Raw genomic sequence first — 18,617 nt, 5'->3', positions numbered from 1 at the left:
ACGCACCTGCAGAGAACGACCGACGAGCAACGGGGGAGACCATGACCGAGAACGTCCTGAGGATCGGCATCGGCGGGCCGGTGGGGTCGGGCAAGACCGCGCTGGTCGAGGCGCTGGTGCCCCGGCTGCTGGCCGCGGGTCGCCAGCCGGCCGTCATCACCAACGACATCTACACCCAGGAGGACGCCCAGCACGTGCGGCGCGAGCTCTCGGGGCTGCTCGACCCGGAGCGGGTGGTGGGGGTGGAGACCGGGGCCTGCCCGCACACGGCCGTGCGCGACGACCCCACGATGAACCTCGCGGCGGGGGCGGAGATGCTCGAGCGGTTCCCCGACGTCGACACGCTGCTCTACGAGTCCGGCGGCGACAACCTCACGCTGACCTACTCGCCGGCGCTCGCGGACGTGTTCGTCTTCGTCCTCGACACCTCCGAGGGCGAGAAGATGCCGCGCAAGCGCGGCCCGGGGATCACGGACTCCGACATCCTCGTCATCAACAAGATCGACATCGCCCAGTACGTCCGGACCAACCTGGACGTGATGGAGTCCGACGCGCTGCGGGTGCGTGACGACAAGCCGGTGGTGCTGACCAACTCGCTCAGCGGCGAGGGGCTGGACCGGCTCCAGGACCAGATCCTCGCCCACTGGAACGGCCGCGCCGGCGCGCTGGTGACATGAGCACCGACGTCGTCGCCCCGCCGGTCCCCCCGGACCTCGGCGTCGTACCGGCCGGGGTCGTGCCGGACGCGGCCTACGGAGGACGCCGGCTCCAGCCCGCGCACTACGAGCCGGACCGGGTGCCGCAGGAGGTCGCCCGGTACGGCGGCGTGCCGGACACGCTGCCGACCGGCAGCCCGGGGAAGGTCGGGGTGCTCGAGCTCGAGTTCGCCCGGCGCGGCGGGGTGACCCAGCTGGTCGGGCACTACCAGAAGTCGCCGCTGCAGATCATGCACCCGCTCTACTACGAGTCCGCCCGACCGGACCTGCCCTACACCTACCTGATGTCCACCGGCGCGGGCATCATCCAGGGCGACCGGCTGCGCACGGACCTGGTCTTCGGACCCGGCACCTCGGCGTACGTCACGACCTCGGCGTACACGAAGGTGCTCAAGATGGAGCACGACTACGCGGTCGCGCAGATGAACCTCGACGTGCAGGACGACGCCTACGTGGAGTACCTGCCTGACCCGGTGATCCCGTTCGCGAACTCCCGGCTCTTCCAGCGCACCCGGGTCACGCTCGCGGGGTCGGCGACGCTGATCGCCGGCGAGACAGTGGTCGCGGGCCGGCTGGGGCGCGACGAGCGGCACCGGTACGCCGTCCTCGCCTCGGACTTCGAGGTCCGCCGACCGGGCGGCGCCATGGTCGCGCTGGACCGGGTCCGGCTCACCCCCGACGACGGGGCCACCGGCGGCCTGGCGGTGATGGACGACCGCGACGTGCTCTCGATGCTCTACGTCCTCACCCCGCGGGCCCCGGCCGACGAGCTCGCCGACCTGCTGCACGGGGTGCTGGCGCCGGCGTACGGCGGGGTGCTCGCGCTCGGGGTCAGCGTGCTGCCGGGCGACGCCGGTGTCTGGGTGCGGATGGTCGGCGACGACACGCGGGTGGTGACCGGGGCGACCACCACGGCGTGGGCGGCGCTGCGCCGACGGCTCACCGGCAGGGATGCCCCGACCATCCGGAAGACCTGATTGCAACGGCTCGGCGCACTAGGGCCACGAGGGAGAACACGACATGTCATCGACCAACGCCTCGGCGACCTCGTCACCGAGCAACCCCGCGACGGTGACCGGCGCCTCGCTCGCCCACGGGCTCTCGCAGATCTTCTTCCAGAAGAACGTGTGGACCGGACTGCTGATCCTGGCGGCCTTCGTGGTCGCCGACTGGCAGATGGCGCTGCTGGTGGCGATCGGGACAGTCGTCTCGACGACCGTCGGCTACCTGATGCGCGCCGGCAGCGACAACGTCGCCCTCGGCATGCAGGGCTTCAACGGCGCCCTGCTCGGCGCCGCGGTGTTCACCGCGATGGGCGGCCAGGGCTGGTCCTACCTGGCGACGGTCGTCGGTGCGGCCCTGTGCGGCCCGGTGACCTGGTTCTTCGGCTGGCTCTTCGCCCGGCCCGCGCTGGCGCGCTTCAGCCTGCCCTCCACCACGGCGCCGTTCTGCACGGTCGCGGGGATCGTGTACGCCGCCACCACGAGCCTGCACGAGAGCGGCTCGGACCAGCACTTCACCGACGGCACCGGCGAGTCGGTGCTGCGCTCGCTGCTCACGAACGTCTCCGAGGTGGTGCTGGTCAACAGCGTCTGGGCCGGTGGCCTGATCCTGCTGGGCCTCTTCATCGCGTCCTGGCAGGTCGGGCTCGCCGCCGCGATGGGCAGCGTGATCGGAAGTCTCTGCGCGCTGGCGCTGGGGGAGAGCTCGGAGACCATCGCCGAGGGCCTCGCCGGCTACTCGGGGGTGCTGACCGCCATCGCGCTGGCGGTGGTCTTTCTGAGGAGCAGCACCGCGTCCTGGATCTACGGCGCGGTCGGCGCCGCGGTCACGGCCGTGGTGACCCTGCTGATGAACGACGCCACCAGCTTCCCGCACTACACCTGGCCCTACATCCTCACCACCTGGGTGCTGCTGGTCGTGGCGGCCTACGTCCCGGTGCTGCGGCGCCCATGACACCTGCCGGGGCGGGCGCCTGGACCGAGGAGGTGCCGGCATGCGCATCACCCTGGACGACGTCCGGGTAGCCGGTCGGCGCTCGACCCTGCTGGGGCTGGACAGCCTCGCGCTGGACAGCGGCGAGTGCGTGCTGCTCGCCGGTGAGCCGGGGCAGGGGCTCACCGCCCTGGCCCTGGTCGCGACCGGCCGGCTGGCGCCGTACTCCGGGACCGTGACGCTCGTCGACGACGAGGAGGGCACGGCCACGACCTCGGCCGCGGTGCTCCGCCGGGTGACCGCGGTCGTGGACCTGCCCGGCGTCTCGGAGCCCGACGACGTGACACCGGTCGGCACTGTCGTCGCGGAGGACCTGGCGCTGGCTCGCCGGAGCAGCCGGCCGGGGGCCGCGCGCCGCTGGCTCGAGGCGCACGAGCTGGCGCAGCGGCACGCCGACCGGGTCGACGAGCTGCACGGAGACGTGCGCACCCAGCTGCTCGCCTCGCTGGCCATCGAGCGGGCCGCCGTCCGGTTCCTGGTGCTGACGCTGCCGGACCGGCACGGTGGCGAGCCCGCGGGCTGGTGGTCGCTCGCGCAGGGGCTCGCCTCGCTCGGGTACGGCGTGCTGGTCCAGTGCTCGCGCTCCGCGGCCCGGGACCTCGGCGCCACGATCCCGCCGGCCCGGGGCCCGACCCAGCGGGCCACCCCGGTGGAGGCGCTGCGGACCAGGCCGGTGCCGGCGTCGCCGCCGGCCCACCGGGGGTCCGGAGATCCCGCCGATCCGACGGCTGACACCGCCGTGCTCGACCCCGGCCCGCCGACCAGCCCGCCGACCAGCCCGCCGACCAGCCCGCCGACCAGCCCGCCGACCAGCAAGGAGACCGACCGGTGATCGCGATCCGCCTGGCCAGCACGGAGCTGCGCCGTCTCAGCGCCGGAAAGCTGCCGAAGCTGGCGATCCTGGCGCTCATCCTCATCCCCTCGCTGTACTCGGGCCTCTACCTGTTCGCCAACGAGGACCCCTACGGCCGGCTGGGCGAGGTGCCAGCCGCACTCGTCGTCCAGGACCGCGGCGCCACGCTGACCGACGCGGTGAACGGCGGCACCCGCGAGGAGGACTACGGCGGGCAGGTGGCCCAGCGGCTCGTCGACGGCAACGGGGGCTTCGACTGGGTGCGGACCTCCCAGTCCGACGCCGAGGCCGGCGTCCGCTCGGGACGCTTCGACTCCGCGCTGCTCATCGGCCCGGCGTTCTCCGAGGACCTGGTCTCCTCGGCCGACTTCCGGCCCCGCCAGGCCAGCCTCACGCTGGTCACCAACGATGCGAACAGCTACCTGTCCGCGACGATCGCCGACACGATCGTCGGCGAGGTCCGCGACGCGATCGCGACGCAGGTCGGCACCCAGGCGGCGGACACCTTCCTCAAGGGCTTCGCCTCGATCCACACCAACCTCGCCTCCGGGGTGCAGGGGGCGGAGAAGCTGGTCACGGGCACCGCTCGGCTCTCCCGCGGAGCCGGGGAGCTCGTCGGCGGCACCGCTCGCCTGGCCTCCGGCGCGGACCAGGTGGCCAGCGGCGCGTCCCGGCTCTCCGCCGGGACCGGGGAGCTGACCAGCGGCGTGGACCGGCTCGCCTCGGGTGCCGCCACGCTCTCCAGCGGGCTGGGCACGCTGCGCAGCCGGACCGCCGCCCTGCCGGCCCAGACCCGGAAGCTCGCCTCGGGCGCGCAGCGGGTGGCCCGGGGCAACGCCGAGGTCGCCGCCGTCGGCCGGGACGCCGCCGCGGCGGTGCGCCTGATCGACCGGCGCCTGGACGCCGCGAACCGGGCCCTGGACCGGCGGGTGGCGGCGCTGGTGCGGCAGGGCCGGCTGACCCGGGCCCAGGCGGCGGCGATCCGGACCGTGCTCGACGACGCCCGCGCCCCCGTGGACGCCGTGGCGGCGCGGGTCCAGCGCGCGTCGCGCCAGCTGGACCGGCTCGGCAGCGGCTCCGCGGAGCTCGCGAACGGGGCCCAGCGCCTGGCCAGCGCGACGCCGGAGCTCACCAGCGGCATCGCCCGGGCGGCATCCGGCGGCACCGAGCTGGCGTCGGGGACCGCGCGGCTCCAGTCGGGAGCGGGCACCTTCGCCAGCGACACGGCGCGGCTGGCGTCGGGGGCGGCGGAGGTCTCCTCGGGCGCGGACCGGCTGGCCCGGTCGACCCCCACGCTGCGCCGCGGGACCGAGCGGCTGGAGTCCGGCGTGGCCAAGCTGCGCAACGGGCTGCGGCAGGGGCTCGGCAAGATCCCGGACCTCGACGAGTCCACCGAGGAGGAGACCGCCCGGACCATCGGCGACCCGGTCAAGGTCGTCGACGACACGATCGCCCGGGCCGGCAGCTACGGCGCGGGCCTCGCGCCGTTCTTCATGTCGCTGGCGACCTGGATCGGGGCGTACGTGCTGTTCCTGCTGGTCCGGCCGCTGTCCTCGCGGTCGCTGGCCTCGGACGCCCCGGCCTGGCAGACCGCGCTGGGCGGCTGGATCCCGGGCGCGGTGCTGGGGGTCGGCCAGGTCGCGGTGATGTTCGCGGTCGTGAAGTTCGCCCTCGACATCGACGTCGTCCACGCGGTGGCCACGGCGGTGCTCCTGCTGCTCGCCTCGGCGGCGTTCGTGGCGATCCTGCAGGCGCTCAACGTGTGGCTGGGGGCAACCGGGCAGTTCCTCGGGCTGGTGCTGATGCTGGTCCAGCTGGTCACCGCCGGCGGGACGTTCCCGTGGCAGACGATTCCCGAGCCGCTGCGCTCCCTGCACCGGGTGCTGCCGATGTCCTACGTCGTGGACGGGCTGCGCCAGACGCTCTACGGCGGCGACCTGGACCTCGTGGCCCTCGACATCGGGCTGCTGGCGGCCGTCTTCGTCGTGGCGCTGCTCGCCACGACGTACGCCGCGCGGCGGCAGCGGGTCTGGAGCCCGCAGCGGCTGGAGCCGGAGCTGGTGCTCTGAGGGCTGGTCTCCGGCGCCTGGACTCAGCATCATGCCCGGTATGCCGACTTCCAGTGCTCCGCGCCGCGTCGGGGTCGTCGGCGCCGGGATCCTCGGGCTGGCCACCGCCCGCCGGCTGCGCGAGCTGCTGCCGGACGCCGAGATCACGGTGCTGGAGAAGGAGGACGCGGTCGCGCGGCACCAGACCGGGCGCAACAGCGGGGTGGTGCACGCGGGGCTGTACTACCCGCCGGGGTCGCTGAAGGCCACGCTGTGCCGCCGGGGGGTCGCGCTGCTGCGGGAGTACTGCGCCGAGAAGGGCCTGGCCTACGACGAGTACGGCAAGGTGGTGGTCGCGGTGCGGGACGCCGAGGTGCCGGCGCTGCGGGAGATCGAGCGCCGGGCCGGACTCAACGGGGTGCCGGACCTGCGCTGGCTGGACGGCGCCGGGCTGCGGGAGCTGGAGCCGCACGCGGCCGGCGTGGCGGCGGTGCACTCCCCGCGGACGGCGATCACGGACTTCGCGGCGGTCTGCCGCGCTCTGGCCGACGACGTGACGCGGGCGGGCGGGCAGGTGCTGCTGGGCGTGGCGGTGACGGGGATCGAGCCGGCGGCCGACCGGGTGACGGTCACCGCCGCCGGCCGCGAGCCGCTGACCTTCGACCTGGTGGTGCTGTGCGCCGGGCTGCAGGCCGACCTGCTGGCCCGGCGCGCGGGGGACGCGGCGGGACCGGCGATCCTCCCGTTCCGGGGTGAGTACCTGCGGCTGCGCCCCGAGCGGGCCGGCCTGGTCCGGGGGCTGATCTACCCGGTGCCGGACCCGGCGTACCCGTTCCTGGGGGTGCACTTCACCCGGCGGGTGGACGGGTCGGTGGACGTGGGGCCGAACGCGGTGCTGGCGCTGGCGCGGGAGGGCTACCGGCGCCGGGACCTGGACCGCGCCGACCTCGCCGAGACGCTGCGCTGGCCGGGGTTCTGGCGGCTGGCGCGCCGGCACTGGCGGGCGGGGGCGCGGGAGGTCGCGGGGTCCGCGAGCCGCCGGCTGTTCGTGGCCCGGGCGCGGCGCTACGTCCCGGAGCTCTCGGTGCGCGACGTCGTTCCCGCGCCGGCGGGGGTGCGGGCGCAGGCGGTGGAGCGGGACGGCAGCCTCGTGGACGACTTCCGGATCAGCACCCTGGGCCGCGTGAGCGCCGTACGCAACGCCCCGTCGCCGGCGGCCACCTCGGCGCTGGCCATCGCGGAGCTGATCTGCGACCGGGTGCTCGGGCGGGATCCGTCGGTGCCGTAGCCGAGGTCGTTGCTGGCTTGCCGCGACTCAGGCCAGGTGCGCGGGGAACCCGCCGGTGGCGACCGGACCCCAGCTGGTGGGCGTGATCCGCAGCAGCGACTTGTCCTGGTCGACCATCGCCTGGCGGTACTCGGCCCAGTCGGAGTGCTCGCCGGAGATGTTGCGGAAGTACTCGACGAAGGCGTCCAGCGCCTCCTCGCCGGAGGCGGCGTCGAGGACCTCGCAGGTCCCGGTGACCTGGACCCAGGCGCCGTTCCAGTCGTCGGAGAGGACGACGACGCTGACCTCGGGCCGGCGTCGTGCGTTGCGGGTCTTGACCCGCTCCCGGTAGCTGGAGATCACGACCCGCCCGGAGTCGTCGACGCCGCCGGTCACCGGGGAGGCCTGCGGGCTGCCGTCCGCGCGCTGGGTGATCAGCAGCATCCGGTGCCGCGGGCGGACGAACTCGAGGAGCCCGTCCAGGTCGACGGTGGTGTTGGTGGCGATCGTGCGGGCCATGGGGGCTCCGTTCCGGGGCGGTACGACGGGACGGAGTCAGGTAACCGTCGTGCCGGTGGTTCATCGCGGCTCCCGTGCAGCGCGAGAGGGGTGCGCCCACCTGCGGGGGGACGGCGGTGGGCGCACCCCGGCTTCTCGCTAGGAGACCAGCGGTCCCCAGAAGCTCAGGCAGGAACCCTCGTCGATGCTCCCGCCGAGGCTCGGCGGACGCGCCACGATGGACGCCGACCCGGCGCTCGAGCCGTAGACCGCGATGGCACAGGAGTCCGCCCCGTTGGTGTTCCACTCGCTCCAGGCGCCGACGTGTCGAACGGACCCGGCCTCGCGCGCCTGCTGCATGGATCCGGCGACGTGCTTGAGCAACGAGCCGACCGCGGCGCACGGGTTCTTGAAGGCCTTCTTGTCCATGTACTTGATGGCGTAGACGACCGAGTACGCGGCGGCGGCGTAGGGGTTCTTCGACTTCCGCGCGGCCTTGCTGGTCATCTTCTTCAGCTTGGAGAGGGCCGCGGAGACCGTCGCGTCCTTGAGACAGGACTTCGCGTGCTTCTTGAAGGCCACAGTCACGGTCTTGACGATGCTGGCCGCCTGAGCCGCAGACCCGTTGACCTTGATGTCTTGAGAAGTCCCGGTCTTCGAATCCAGCTCGTCGACGACGACGGCCACAGGCTTGCTGAGGTTCTTCTTGCCCTTGCCCTTGGCCTGGATCGTCCAGGCGTCGTGGAAGCCGGACGGAATGTCCACGTAGCACCCGCTCGAGCCCGAGCCGTTCTTCATCGACGCGGGAGTACAGGTCTTGACGAGTTCGGGCGACGCTTCGCTGGTCCGGATGACGTACTTGGTGACGCCCGCCACGGGGTGCGTCAGGACGATGCGCACCCGACCGGAGCCGTCGTCGAGGTTCGCGATCTCCACGATCGGCGCCGGCTGCGCCGGCTTCGCCTTGGCGGCGGGGGCGACGGCAGCGCTGGATGCGACCGGGGACAAGAGCGCCACACAGCCGGTGAGTAGGCCGACGGCCAGCGAGATCGATCTCTTGGGACGCATGGGAGCCCTCTCCTGGATCAGTTTCCAGCCAACGCCGACGGCGACGGTCGCGCAGAGTAAAGCGCTTCGGCTGCTGTTCTGGATCCGTGGTCCAGACCGTCGGCGCGGGCCCGGGTCCGAGACGTTTGGCACGCCCGGGCAGGAGCAGACTGCCGCCGCGCGGGCGGGCGCGCGTCTCGACGCAGCGGAGGCAGCCGCCGCAAAAACCGGTTGGCCTGGCTCCGGGCGTCGCTGAGGGTGGAAGTCCAAGGACACGCACCAGGCCGTCGGATGTCGGCCGAGGGGAGTACTCATGAGCATCACCCGTGCAGACCGGGGCCTGAAGGCGGCTCGGACGTACCTCGTGGCGATGGCCGCCACGTTGCTCGCGATGGCGCTGGTCGCCAGCGTCGGGACCGGGCCGGCGAAGGCCGCCACGGCGCAGCAAGCCGCCGACGCACAGGTCCGCATCGCAGCTCCACAGGCATTTCCAGCGCCCATCGACAAACCGGGGGGCGTGAGAAGCCCGCTGGCGACGTGTGGGACCGATGGCATGGAGCCCACGACCACGTGGACGCTGCGCAACCGCAAGGCCGGCTGGGCCCAGAGCTGGCAGTGGACCGGGAGCCTGCCGGGGCGGTACTTCCCGCGCGTGGAGGCCGGCCGCTACGAGTCCACGACGGTCGCCACCTGCGGTGACGTCACCCTGGAGGCGACCCACGAGCTGAGGGTCAAGGAGAAGACCCGCGCCGGCACCGTGTCGAAGGGTGAGTGGAAGAAGATCCGCAAGGGGATGACCCGCGCCAAGGTCAAGGCGATCGTCGGCAGCAACGGACGGGACGCCTCGACGGTGGGCAAGAAGACCACCGTCACCTACGACATGATGCCGTTCTACCGCTGGTCGCACGTCGTCTACCGCAACGGCAAGGTCGTCGACAAGGAGTGGAACGTCGCCCACGACTGAGCGCCGTTCACCTCACTGAGCACCCGACGCCCGCGCGTCGCCTGGCACCAGGCGGCGTGCGGGCGTTCGGCGTCCTCCCCATACGTCTCGTGGCGAGCGGACGCGACCGACCTCCAGCCGGAGAGGTCGACCCAGTACGACTCCGACGCGATGGCCAGAGCGTCAGGCGTCCTGGATGCCGGCAGGTGCACCGAGGCGTAGTCGTGAGTCGTTCACGATGTCGCGAACGGTGAGAAGACCGACCACCATGCCTCGTCAATCAAGGCGGTTTCTGGCTGTCGGCTCGCGGTCGTCGCCCGTAGCGCATCCCCGGCTTCCGTCGCTGGCTCGCCTGAGGGCGTCTCGTCGGTGCTCGGCGTCACCGAACCGCCGGTGCTGGCCGGGTGAAGCCGGGCGGCCGTCGACGTCATGGCCGAACAGCTGCATGTGGCAGGCCGTCGGCGATGGGGGGCGCTCCGTCGGCCGAAGCCAGGTCGAGAGCGACGCGGGCGACACGGTCCCGGTGTGCCTCGGTGGTGCCGAGGAGCGCGGCATCCGCGGCGGCGCGCTTGAAGTACAGGTGGGCCTGGTGCTCCCAGGTGAAGCCGATGCCTCCATGTAGCTGGATGGTGTCCGCGGCTACGCGGGACAGGGCGGGGGAGCAGGTCGCCTGCGCGATGCTGACCGCGAGTGCGGGATCGTCCGACCCTGTGGCGAGGGCCCACGCGGCGTGGTACGCCGTCGACCTCGCGTGCTCGACGGCGACGAGCATGTCGGCAAGCCGGTGCTTCACCGCCTGGAAGGACCCGATCTGGCGGCCGAACTGCCGACGCGTCCGGGCGTGGTCGACGGTCAGGTCGAGGAGGTGCTGGCCGGCGCCGACCTGCTCGGCGGCGAGCAGCATGCCGGCGGTGTGCAGTGCGGACCGAGCAGCTGCGTCGGCATGGGGAGGCTCGACGATCGTGTGGGCGAACACGTCGGTCAGTCGGACTCTCGCCTGCGGGCGAGTGAGGTCCAACGTGACGAGCGGGGTGCGCTCGACGCCGGGCTGGTCGGTGTCGATCGCGACGACCGCGGTGCCCTCGGGCGTCGGGACGGCGACCAGGAGGACGTCCGCGGCGCCGGCGTCGGGGACGGCCCCGAGGGCGGCCGACAGGGTCCAGCCGTCCTCGTCGGGGGCAACGATCGCGTCGACCGGCGTCGACTCGAGACCGCCCGGGCTCCCGGTCAGGACGGTCGCGGCGGTCGCCTCGCCGCTGCACAGCCGGGCCAGGAGCTGGTCGCGGGCCGGGTGCGGCGGCGCGGCGGCGAGCAGCGGGATCGCCAGGAGGACGGTCCCCACCACGGGACCGGCGGCGAGGGCGGCGCCGAGCTCCTCGACCGCGATGGCCTGGTCGATCAGGGTCCCGCCGCCGCCCCCCGAGGGCTCCGGGACAGCGAGTCCCAGGACGCCGAGCTCAGAGGAGAGGCGCCGCCACACGCGTGCGTCGTAGCCGCCGTCGAGCTCGACGGGGCCGCGCACCCGGTGCGCGCCGCAGAACCGGCGTACGGCGGTGCGCAGGGCCCGGTGCTCGTCGGTGAAGACGAACTCCTCCTCGTCGGTTCCGGGCTCAGCCACGGGGGATCTCCTTCCAGGGGATGCCGGCGTCCGCGCGGAGGTCGCGCGGCAGGCCGAGGACCCTCTCGCCGAGGATGTTGCGCAGCACCTCGGAGGTGCCGCCCTCGATGGTGTTCGCGCGGCTCCTGAGATATCGCCGCTGGATCGGGCCGAGCCGGTCGGCGCCGGGGCGGAGGGTGTCGCGTGGCGAGTAGTCGTCGTACAGCACGCCCTCGGGCCCGAGCAGGTCCATGCAGAACTCGTAGATCGCCTGGTTGAGTTCGGCACCGACCAGCTTGCCGATCGAGGCCTCTGGCCCGGGGCCCGAGGTGGTGGCCAGGGCACGGGAGCGCTCGGCGGTGAGCCGCTGAGCCTCGGCCCGAAGCCACAACCGGGTCAGCCGGTTCCGCAGGATCGGTGTGTGCAGGTCGGGGCGGCTGGCCCACAGGGACACCGCGTCGGCGATCTTGCCGGCGCCGCGGCGGCTGTCGCTCTTCCCGATCGCGCTGCGCTCGTTCATCAGCGTCGTCCTCGCCACCTGCCAGCCCCCGCCGACCTTCCCCAGGCGGTGCCGGTCGGGGATCCGTACGTCGCTCAGGTGCACCTCGTTGAACTCCGCCTGTCCGGTCAGCTGGCGGAGCGGCCGGACCTCGACGCCGGGGGAGTGCATGTCGACGACGAAGTAGGTGAGCCCGAGGTGCTTCGGGGCGTCGGGATCGGTGCGCGCCAGGAGTAGTCCCCACCGGGCCTTGTGCCCGACGCTCGTCCAGACCTTCTGCCCGGTCACCGCCCAGTCCTCGCCCCGGCGCACGGCGGAGGTGCTGAGGCCGGCGAGGTCCGAGCCGGCGCCCGGCTCGGAGAACAGCTGGCACCAGATGTGGTGCGTCCCGGCCAACGGACGGAGCCACTCCCGCTTCAGGTCGTCGTCCTGCGCGTGCTCGACCAGCGTGGGCGCCGCCATCCCGAAGCCGATGCCGTTGAGGGAGCGGACGTCGGCTGGTCCACCGGCCTCGCGGAGTACGGCGTCCACCTCCGGCTGCAGCCCTCGCGAGACGCCGAGCCCGCCGAGCCCGACCGGGAAGTGCACCCAGGTCAGGCCGGCGTCGTACCACGTGGTCAGCAGGTCGGGGGTCGGCGTCGAGCGGGGATCGTGCTCCTCGACGACCCGCTCGGCGACTGCTCGCAGCTGGGTGGCGTCGTTCGGGTCGGTCATGGCGAGTGACCCTAGGCGCGGGTCGGTGCGGGGTGAACCGATCCGGCCCATAATTCGACTCACTCGAATGGGTTGTCATTCACTCGAAGCTTGGTCTAGCGTGGCGCTCGTCACATCCAGGGTCGGAGCGGCTGCGAGACAGGCGGTTCCACCCGGGACGAGGACTGGCTGCGACGGCCGACGAGCTGCGCCAGGAGCGCAGGGGATCGGGGCCTCAGCGGCACTGACCGCTTGAGCTCGGGAGCCCGGTGAACACCGCCACGCACGCCCAAGGAGATAACCATGTCCAATCGACTTCGCAGCCTCGTCGGTGTGACCGCCGCGCTCGCTCTCGCGTCCGTGGCCGCTGCCTGTGGCGGTGACTCGTCCAGCGCCGACGAGGCCGACACCAAGTCGGCCGCCGATATTTGCCCCACGTCCGACACCTCGGGCAGCGTGACCATCGGGATGGGTCAGCCGCTCCCGGTGTTCGCGCCGATGTTGCTCGCGCATGTCACCGACGCGTTCTCGGAGGCCGGTCTCGAGGTCAAGATCGAGCCGATCCCGACCGCGGACGGTCTCCCGCTCCTGGCCCAGGGCAAGCTCGACGGCCAGCTCACCTCCTACACCTCCGGCAACTTCAACGTCGTGAACGAAGGCGTGAACCTCAAGTTCATCGCCCCGCTGGATCGGCAGGCGGAGACGCCCCCGGGCGCCCCGGTGCCCGGCTTCTGGGCGCGCAAGGACGTCGTCGGCGACGCCGACGACCTCGACCTCACGAAGATCAAGGACGGCCTGGTGGTCGGCCCGACCGGCACCCGCGGCATCAGCGCGATGATCCTGCAAAACGCGCTGGAGCCGTTCGACATGACGCTCGACGACGTGCAGACCGGGGAGGTCATGCAGGCCCCTGACGGCCTCGTCGCGCTCGACAACGGCGCCGTCGACCTGGCCTGGATCAGCGCGCCCCTCGAGGTGGAGGCGGCCAAGAATCCCGACCTGGTCCCGGTCGCCGGCTACGCGCCCGGCATCACGGGGACGACGCTCCTCGCCGGCCCGTCGCTGCTCGACCGACCCGAGGTGGCGGTCCGGGTGCTGCAGGTCCTCAGCGACGTGAGCGAGGAGTACCTCGAGGGCGACTACCGGGAGAACCCGGAGACGGTCGCGCTGCTGGCCAAGGCCCAGGACCTGCCGGAGGCGACCGTCGAGGCCTCGCTGCCGCTCGACTTCGACCCGACCTTCTCGATGGACGGGGTGGGTGACTTCCTCGAGGGTCTGCAGGAGTTCCTGACGGCCCAGGGCGACCTGGAGTACGACGAGCCGCTGTCGGTGGACCAGATCCTCGACACCCGGTTCGTGGAGGCGCTGAACAGCTGCGAGCGCCCCTCCTAGCGATGGTGCCGAACCTCGATGCGGTGGGCTTCGTCTCGCCCCGCTGGACGCGGACGTGGACCTCGACGGACAGCCTGCTGTACGCCGTGGCGCTCGGCGCCGGTCCGGACGAGCTGTCGCTGACGACCGAGAACTGCATCGGGGTCCGGCAGCGGGCCGTCCCGTCGTACGCCGCCCTGATCGGGAGGACGGGTGCGGCGGTCCGGGAGGCGGTCGGCCCGGCCTGGGACCCGGTGCGGCTGGTGTACGCCGGGCAGCGGGTCGTCTGGCACCGCGAGCTGGCGCCGGAGGGCGCGGCCGAGCTGGAGTCGACGGTGGTCGCGATCGCCGACAAGGGCTCGGGCGCCTTGGTGACCGTCGACACGACGGCGACCGAGCCCGGATCGGGGGAGCCGCTGTTCACGGCCCGGCGGCAGGTCTTCCTCCGGGGCGCGGGCGGGTTCGACCCGTCCCGCTCCCCGGAGCCGGCTCCGGAGGTGAGCGACGAGAGCGACGAGACGGTGCTGCGGCACCGGCTGCCTGAGAACCAGGCGCTGCTCTACCGGCTCTGCGGTGACCGGCACCCGCTGCACTCGGACCCCGCGTTCGCGCGTCGCGCTGGCTTCGACCGGCCGATCCTGCACGGGCTGTGCACCTACGGCGTGACCGCGCGGCTGCTGCTGCGCGAGGTGCTCAGGGGAGACCCCGGTCGAATGACCTCACTGGAGGCGCGCTTCCGGGCCACCGTCTGGCCGGGGGACGATCTGGAGCTGCGCTATCGGACGACCGGCCCCGGCAGCGTGCACTTCCAGGTCCGGCGGCTGGGGTCGGCACGTCCGGCCCTTGACGCGGGAGTGCTCACCTTCAAGGAAGAGGCCCGATGACCGTCTCCGAGGCCGTCCCGACGTCCGCGGCACCGGGATCGCCACCGGCGGCGGGCTCGATCAACCGGACGCTCCGGGTGCTGGCCGCGGTCTGCGAGTACGGTCCGGCCTCGCTCGGTGACCTGGCGACGGTGACCGGGCTGACCCCCTCCACGCTCCTGCGGACCCTGCGACTGATCCGGGACCAGGGCTTCGCCCGCCAGGACGACGACAAGCGGTGGCGCGCCACCCTGCGGCCCTGGCAGCTCGGATGTGCGGTGAACGACTCGATCGGCACGCCCGCCCAGACCGATCGGGTGCTGCGCGACCTCGTCCAGCGCGTCGACGAGACGGCCGTCTACGCCGCCTACGAGGACGGCTGGCTCACCTACTCCGGCCGGGCCGTGCCGGACAAGCGGGCCCGTGCCCAGGTCCCCCTCGGCGGCCGGTACAGCGCGCTGGAGACGAGGACCGGGCACGCGGTGCTGGCCTTCCTCCCGCGCGGCGAGGTCGACCGGGTGCTCGCCACCCAGGCGGCCGCGCTGCACCCGCTGCCGGCGCGCCGGGCGTGGTACGACCAGTTGGGGGTCGGCGCGCGGCGCGGGTTCGCGGTGGGGGCGGGGCGGCACTGGCCCGGCGTCTGGGCCGCGGCGGCACCGGTGTTCGACCAGCGAGGTCGCCCGGTGGGCGCGATCGGTGTCGCGGTACCGATCGCTGGGCCGGTCGCGGGTCCCGGCAAGGTGGCCGGCGCAGGCCGGCCCGCGCGGGGGCCCGCCATTGTCCGCGAGGTCGTCGCGGCGGCCCATCGCCTCACGCTCTCGATCGGCGGACCCACGCGGCCGCCGCCCGCGCCGCTGCGCGGCCAACTCGACAGGAGAGACCCACGGTGACGGTCCGGACCGAGACCGCAGGACGCACCTTCGTGATCACGATCGACCGGCCCGCGGTGCGCAACGCGGTCGATGCTGTCACCTCCGAGCTGCTCGCCGCGGCCTTCGACGAGCTCGACGCGCGCCCCGACGTCACCGTCGGCGTCCTCGCCGGCGCGCACGGCCACTTCTGCGCCGGGCTCGACCTGCGCGCGTTCCTGGCCGGTCAGCGGCCCTCGATCCCGGAGCGCGGCTTCGCCGGCCTGGTCCGGCGACCGCCGCAGAAGCCGCTCATCGCCGCCGTCGAGGGTGCCGCCCTGGGCGGCGGGTTCGAGATGGTGCTCGCGTGCGACCTGGTGGTGGCGGCCCAGGACGCGTTCTTCGGTCAGCTCGAGGTCACCCGGGGACTGGTGGCCTCGGGCGGCGGGCTGATGCGCCTGCCCCGCAAGATCCCGCGCAACATCGCCCTGGAGTGGATCCTCACTGGGGCCAGGATTTCGGCGTCCCGCGCCCATGAGGTGCACCTGGTCAACCGGCTGGTGCCGTCGGGGGAGGCCCTCGCCCGCGCCCTGGAGCTGGCCGAGGAGGTCGGGCGCAACGGGCCGCTGGCCGTGCGGGCGAGCAAGCAGATCGTCGTGGAGTCCCAGGACTGGACGGACGCCGAGTTCTTCCAGCGGCAGGCGGAGATCAGCGACCCGGTCCGGGCCTCGGCCGACGCGCAGGAGGGCGCCCGGGCGTTCGTCGAGGGTCGACGCCCGGAGTGGACCGGCCGCTGACGGGCGGCTTCCCTGTCAGCGGCCCGTCGGCGACGCCCGCGATCCGGTCGACCTCAGTCGGTGCTCGGCCAGACCACGGCCCGCAGCTCGGTGTAGGAGTCGAGCGCATAGGTCCCACCGCTGCGACCGAGGCCGCTGGCCTTGCTGCCGCCGAACGGGAGGTCCATCCGGCGCGCACAGGTGTTGATCCCGACCTGGGCGGCACGGAGCCGTCCGGCGACGGCCTCGGCCGCGGCCAGGTCCCGGGAGTAGACCTGGTCCGTGAGGCCGTAGCGGGTCGCGTTCGCGATCGTGACGGCCTCGTCGTCGGAGTCCGACGCCGTCACGCAGATGACCGGCCCGAAGGCCTCCTCCTGCATCACGGTCAGGTCCGGCGTCGCGTCGAGGACCAGGGTCGCGGGGTGGAACCAGCCCCGCTCGGGGATGCCGGTGGCGGTCTCGACCCGGGCTCCCTCGGCGCGGGCCGACGCGACGAGGTCCGCGACCCGGTCGCGTTGCACGGGCGAGATCAGCGGCACGGTCGTCGTGGCCGGGTCTCGGGGGTCCCCGTGCACGAGGCTCGCGAGGACGCCGCGGAGGCGCCGGACCAGCTCGTCGTGGATGCTCCGGTCGACAATGATCCGAGCGGGGGTGACGCAGATCTGGCCGGCGTGCACCGTCCAGGCCCGGGTGGCGGCGGCCACCACGTCGTCCAGGTCCGCGTCGGCGCGTGCGACGAGCGCGCCCTTGCCGCCGAGCTCCATCAGCAGCCGCTTCATGCCCGGCGCCGCCGAGCGGTAAATCTCGGTGCCGACGGTGGTGCTCCCGGTGAAGCTGACTGCGCCGACGGCGGGATGGTCGACCAGGGCGGCGCCGGACTCCGCGCCGGCGCCGACCACCAGGTTGACCGCTCCCGGCGGGGCGGACTCGGCGGCCAGGGCCTCGTTGAGCGCCTCGGTCAGGGCGACCACGAGCAGCGGGTCCTGCGGCGCCGGCTTCATCACCACGGCGTTGCCGGCGAAGAGTGCCGGCGCGATCTTGCCGACCATCGCGAGCAGCGGGAAGTTGTAGGGGCTGATGCAGGCCACGACCCCGACCGGCAGCCTGGTCACCCGGCCCGCCAGGCCGTTGACAGTGGGGTCGACCGGCACCTCGAGTAGGTCCGCCGACTTCGTCGACCACTGCCGCAGCCGGAGCAGGGCGGCATCGACCTGGGTCTGCTCGGCGACGTCCCGGCGGGCGCCGGCGTCGGCCATGGCCAGCTCGACGAGCTCGTCGCGGCGTTGCTCGAGGAGCTCGCCGGCGCGGCCGAGCACCCGACGGCGTACGGCGACCGGGGTGGCCGCCCACTCCGCGCTGGCCGCGGCCGCCGCGTCGGCCGCGGCGTCCGCCACGGCACGGACCGCGTCGGCCACGTGGGCGATGACCTGCTCGGTGTACGGGTCGTGCACGGCGTACGTCGTCGGCGTCTCGACCGGCTGGCCGGCGATCCAGCACGGGTGCGTCGGCACCGAGACCGTGACACTCATGACCGGGCCCCGAAGTCGATGAAGCCGCGGTCGATCCGACCGTTGCGCAGGTCCTCGACGAGGTCGGCGGCGCCCTCCATGGGCACGATCGTCGAGATCAGCGGATCCAGGTCGATCTCGCCGGCCAGCACCCGCTCGGCGAGGAGCGGCAGCACGGTCTGGGGATCGACCGATCCCATCCGGCAGCCCAGCAGCGACTTGTCGTGGAAGAGCGCGCGCACCTGGAGGTCCAGGGTCGTGCCGGTCGGGGGCAGTCCGAGGATCACGGCCCGCCCGCCCCAGGCGAGGCTGGTGATGGCCGCCTCGAGGAGGGCGGTGTTGCCCGCGCACTCGAACGCGGTGTCCACGCCGCCGGGCACCAGATCGAGCACTGCGGGAGCGATCGCGGCCGGGCCGGAGGGCACCAGGAAGTCGGTGGCGCCGCACTTCCTGGCGATCTGCTCCTTGGCGGGGTTGCGGTCCACCACGACGATGCGGGAGGCGCCCGCCGCCCGAGCGGCGAGGACGACGTTGAGGCCGATGCCGCCGGCACCGGTCACCAGGGCGGTCTCTCCGGCCTGCAGTCGAGCACGTTGCTCGACGGCGCCGAAGGCGGTGATCGTGGCGCAGCCCAGCATCGCCGCGACCGGGTCGGAGAGGGCGTCGGGGACCGCGATCACCTGGTCGCGGGTCACCACGATCCGCTCCGCGAACGCGCCCAGCCGCACGAACTGGTGGATCGTCTCCCCGTGCCGGGAGAACGGGCTCGGGACCGGCTCCCCGGATGCGGTGCACAGCGTCGGCCGCCCCGCCAGGCAGTGCCGACAGCTGCCGCAGCGGCGCAGTACGGTCATCACCACCCGCTGGCCGATGGGGACGTCGCTGCCCGCGCCGGCCTCGACGACGACACCGACCGCCTCGTGGCCGAGGATGACCGGCGTCGGCTGGGGGATCCGCCCCTCCATGGGGCTGAGATCGCTGTGGCAGAGCCCAGCCATCCTGATCTCGACGGCGACCTCGCCCGGACCGGGTCGGCGTACGTCGACATCCTCCTCGACGGCGAGCCGGTCCCCGTCCCACACCAGTGCACGCACG

General features: G+C 73.3%; 17 protein-coding genes. 11 read left to right on the top strand and 6 right to left on the bottom strand.

Translation table 11 applies throughout. The annotated features are described in order from the left end of the window. Positions 1 to 41: 41 nt before the first annotated feature. From ureG to lhgO, 6 genes are read left to right on the top strand one after another with little or no spacing between them, the layout of a single operon-like run. On the top strand, positions 42 to 677 hold the full coding sequence (ureG, locus tag EBO35_RS11525) for an urease accessory protein UreG (protein ID WP_122817836.1): 636 nt from the start codon (positions 42 to 44) through the stop codon (positions 675 to 677). Beyond that, positions 674 to 1,693 carry an urease accessory protein UreD gene (locus EBO35_RS11520; RefSeq protein ID WP_122817835.1) on the top strand — a complete coding sequence of 340 codons (1,020 nt, stop codon included), beginning with the start codon at positions 674 to 676 and terminating at the stop codon, positions 1,691 to 1,693. The genes ureG and EBO35_RS11520 overlap by 4 nt, the downstream gene beginning before the upstream one ends. Positions 1,694 to 1,736: 43 nt before the next feature. Next, positions 1,737 to 2,672 carry an urea transporter gene (locus tag EBO35_RS11515; protein WP_122817834.1) on the top strand — a complete coding sequence of 312 codons (936 nt, stop codon included), beginning with the start codon at positions 1,737 to 1,739 and terminating at the stop codon, positions 2,670 to 2,672. Between the two features lie 40 nt (positions 2,673 to 2,712). After that, positions 2,713 to 3,543 carry an ATP-binding cassette domain-containing protein gene (locus EBO35_RS11510; RefSeq protein WP_206422543.1) on the top strand — a complete coding sequence of 277 codons (831 nt, stop codon included), beginning with the start codon at positions 2,713 to 2,715 and terminating at the stop codon, positions 3,541 to 3,543. Continuing rightward, positions 3,540 to 5,633, top strand: coding sequence for a YhgE/Pip domain-containing protein (locus EBO35_RS11505; protein WP_122817833.1), 2,094 nt, complete (start codon positions 3,540 to 3,542; stop codon positions 5,631 to 5,633). The genes EBO35_RS11510 and EBO35_RS11505 overlap by 4 nt, the downstream gene beginning before the upstream one ends. 40 nt (positions 5,634 to 5,673) lie before the next feature. Further along, positions 5,674 to 6,900: an L-2-hydroxyglutarate oxidase gene (gene lhgO, locus EBO35_RS11500; RefSeq protein WP_122817832.1), complete on the top strand. Its 1,227-nt coding sequence runs from the start codon at positions 5,674 to 5,676 to the stop codon at positions 6,898 to 6,900. A 27-nt stretch (positions 6,901 to 6,927) separates the two neighbouring features. Here the strand turns inward: lhgO and EBO35_RS11495 are convergent, their stop codons facing one another. Next, positions 6,928 to 7,398: a PPOX class F420-dependent oxidoreductase gene (locus tag EBO35_RS11495; protein WP_122817831.1), complete on the bottom strand. Its 471-nt coding sequence runs from the start codon at positions 7,396 to 7,398 to the stop codon at positions 6,928 to 6,930. A 138-nt stretch (positions 7,399 to 7,536) separates the two neighbouring features. Next, positions 7,537 to 8,445 carry a hypothetical protein gene (locus EBO35_RS11490; protein ID WP_122817830.1) on the bottom strand — a complete coding sequence of 303 codons (909 nt, stop codon included), beginning with the start codon at positions 8,443 to 8,445 and terminating at the stop codon, positions 7,537 to 7,539. Between the two features lie 532 nt (positions 8,446 to 8,977). Between EBO35_RS11490 and EBO35_RS11485 the strand changes: the two genes are divergently transcribed. Further along, a complete protein-coding gene (locus EBO35_RS11485; RefSeq protein WP_122817829.1) occupies positions 8,978 to 9,388 on the top strand; it encodes a hypothetical protein in 411 nt (136 codons plus the stop codon). Positions 9,389 to 9,794: 406 nt separating this feature from the next. Here the strand turns inward: EBO35_RS11485 and EBO35_RS11480 are convergent, their stop codons facing one another. Further along, positions 9,795 to 10,985: an acyl-CoA dehydrogenase family protein gene (locus EBO35_RS11480; protein ID WP_122817828.1), complete on the bottom strand. Its 1,191-nt coding sequence runs from the start codon at positions 10,983 to 10,985 to the stop codon at positions 9,795 to 9,797. Continuing rightward, on the bottom strand, positions 10,978 to 12,177 hold the full coding sequence (locus EBO35_RS11475) for an acyl-CoA dehydrogenase family protein (protein ID WP_122817827.1): 1,200 nt from the start codon (positions 12,175 to 12,177) through the stop codon (positions 10,978 to 10,980). The genes EBO35_RS11480 and EBO35_RS11475 overlap by 8 nt, the downstream gene beginning before the upstream one ends. A 282-nt stretch (positions 12,178 to 12,459) precedes the next feature. Between EBO35_RS11475 and EBO35_RS11470 the strand changes: the two genes are divergently transcribed. Genes EBO35_RS11470 through EBO35_RS11455 form a run of 4 tightly spaced genes read left to right on the top strand, consistent with a single transcriptional unit; the run spans position 12,460 to position 16,035 of the window. Next, positions 12,460 to 13,548, top strand: a complete 1,089-nt coding sequence (locus EBO35_RS11470; RefSeq protein WP_164477934.1) for an ABC transporter substrate-binding protein — start codon at positions 12,460 to 12,462, stop codon at positions 13,546 to 13,548. Between the two features lie 2 nt (positions 13,549 to 13,550). Next, positions 13,551 to 14,411, top strand: coding sequence for a MaoC/PaaZ C-terminal domain-containing protein (locus tag EBO35_RS11465; protein ID WP_122817825.1), 861 nt, complete (start codon positions 13,551 to 13,553; stop codon positions 14,409 to 14,411). Further along, positions 14,408 to 15,280: an IclR family transcriptional regulator gene (locus tag EBO35_RS11460; RefSeq protein ID WP_122817824.1), complete on the top strand. Its 873-nt coding sequence runs from the start codon at positions 14,408 to 14,410 to the stop codon at positions 15,278 to 15,280. Before EBO35_RS11465 ends, EBO35_RS11460 begins: the two co-directional genes overlap by 4 nt. Continuing rightward, positions 15,277 to 16,035, top strand: a complete 759-nt coding sequence (locus EBO35_RS11455) for a crotonase/enoyl-CoA hydratase family protein (protein WP_122817823.1) — start codon at positions 15,277 to 15,279, stop codon at positions 16,033 to 16,035. Before EBO35_RS11460 ends, EBO35_RS11455 begins: the two co-directional genes overlap by 4 nt. A gap of 53 nt (positions 16,036 to 16,088) precedes the next feature. Here the strand turns inward: EBO35_RS11455 and EBO35_RS11450 are convergent, their stop codons facing one another. Together EBO35_RS11450 and EBO35_RS11445 are read right to left on the bottom strand one after the other, a co-directional pair. Next, the gene (locus EBO35_RS11450) at positions 16,089 to 17,543 is read right to left on the bottom strand and encodes an aldehyde dehydrogenase family protein (protein ID WP_122817822.1); all 1,455 of its coding nucleotides are present in this window, start codon (positions 17,541 to 17,543) and stop codon (positions 16,089 to 16,091) included. Further along, on the bottom strand, positions 17,540 to 18,616 hold the full coding sequence (locus EBO35_RS11445; RefSeq protein ID WP_164477933.1) for a zinc-binding dehydrogenase: 1,077 nt from the start codon (positions 18,614 to 18,616) through the stop codon (positions 17,540 to 17,542). The genes EBO35_RS11450 and EBO35_RS11445 overlap by 4 nt, the downstream gene beginning before the upstream one ends. Position 18,617: the final 1 nt, after the last annotated feature.

This window comes from Nocardioides pantholopis (genome assembly GCF_003710085.1).
Lineage (GTDB): Bacteria > Actinomycetota > Actinomycetes > Propionibacteriales > Nocardioidaceae > Nocardioides > Nocardioides pantholopis.
This window is presented reverse-complemented; position numbering and strand designations above follow the sequence as displayed.

Coding starts and splice junctions, on each gene's coding strand:
- ureG (WP_122817836.1), top strand. CDS start 42: ATGACCGAGAACGTCCTGAGGATCGGCATCGGCGGGCCGGTGGGGTCG.
- EBO35_RS11520 (WP_122817835.1), top strand. CDS start 674: ATGAGCACCGACGTCGTCGCCCCGCCGGTCCCCCCGGACCTCGGCGTC.
- EBO35_RS11515 (WP_122817834.1), top strand. CDS start 1,737: ATGTCATCGACCAACGCCTCGGCGACCTCGTCACCGAGCAACCCCGCG.
- EBO35_RS11510 (WP_206422543.1), top strand. CDS start 2,713: ATGCGCATCACCCTGGACGACGTCCGGGTAGCCGGTCGGCGCTCGACC.
- lhgO (WP_122817832.1), top strand. CDS start 5,674: ATGCCGACTTCCAGTGCTCCGCGCCGCGTCGGGGTCGTCGGCGCCGGG.
- EBO35_RS11495 (WP_122817831.1), bottom strand. CDS start 7,398: ATGGCCCGCACGATCGCCACCAACACCACCGTCGACCTGGACGGGCTC.
- EBO35_RS11490 (WP_122817830.1), bottom strand. CDS start 8,445: ATGCGTCCCAAGAGATCGATCTCGCTGGCCGTCGGCCTACTCACCGGC.
- EBO35_RS11485 (WP_122817829.1), top strand. CDS start 8,978: ATGGAGCCCACGACCACGTGGACGCTGCGCAACCGCAAGGCCGGCTGG.
- EBO35_RS11475 (WP_122817827.1), bottom strand. CDS start 12,177: ATGACCGACCCGAACGACGCCACCCAGCTGCGAGCAGTCGCCGAGCGG.
- EBO35_RS11470 (WP_164477934.1), top strand. CDS start 12,460: ATGTCCAATCGACTTCGCAGCCTCGTCGGTGTGACCGCCGCGCTCGCT.
- EBO35_RS11465 (WP_122817825.1), top strand. CDS start 13,551: ATGGTGCCGAACCTCGATGCGGTGGGCTTCGTCTCGCCCCGCTGGACG.
- EBO35_RS11460 (WP_122817824.1), top strand. CDS start 14,408: ATGACCGTCTCCGAGGCCGTCCCGACGTCCGCGGCACCGGGATCGCCA.
- EBO35_RS11450 (WP_122817822.1), bottom strand. CDS start 17,543: ATGAGTGTCACGGTCTCGGTGCCGACGCACCCGTGCTGGATCGCCGGC.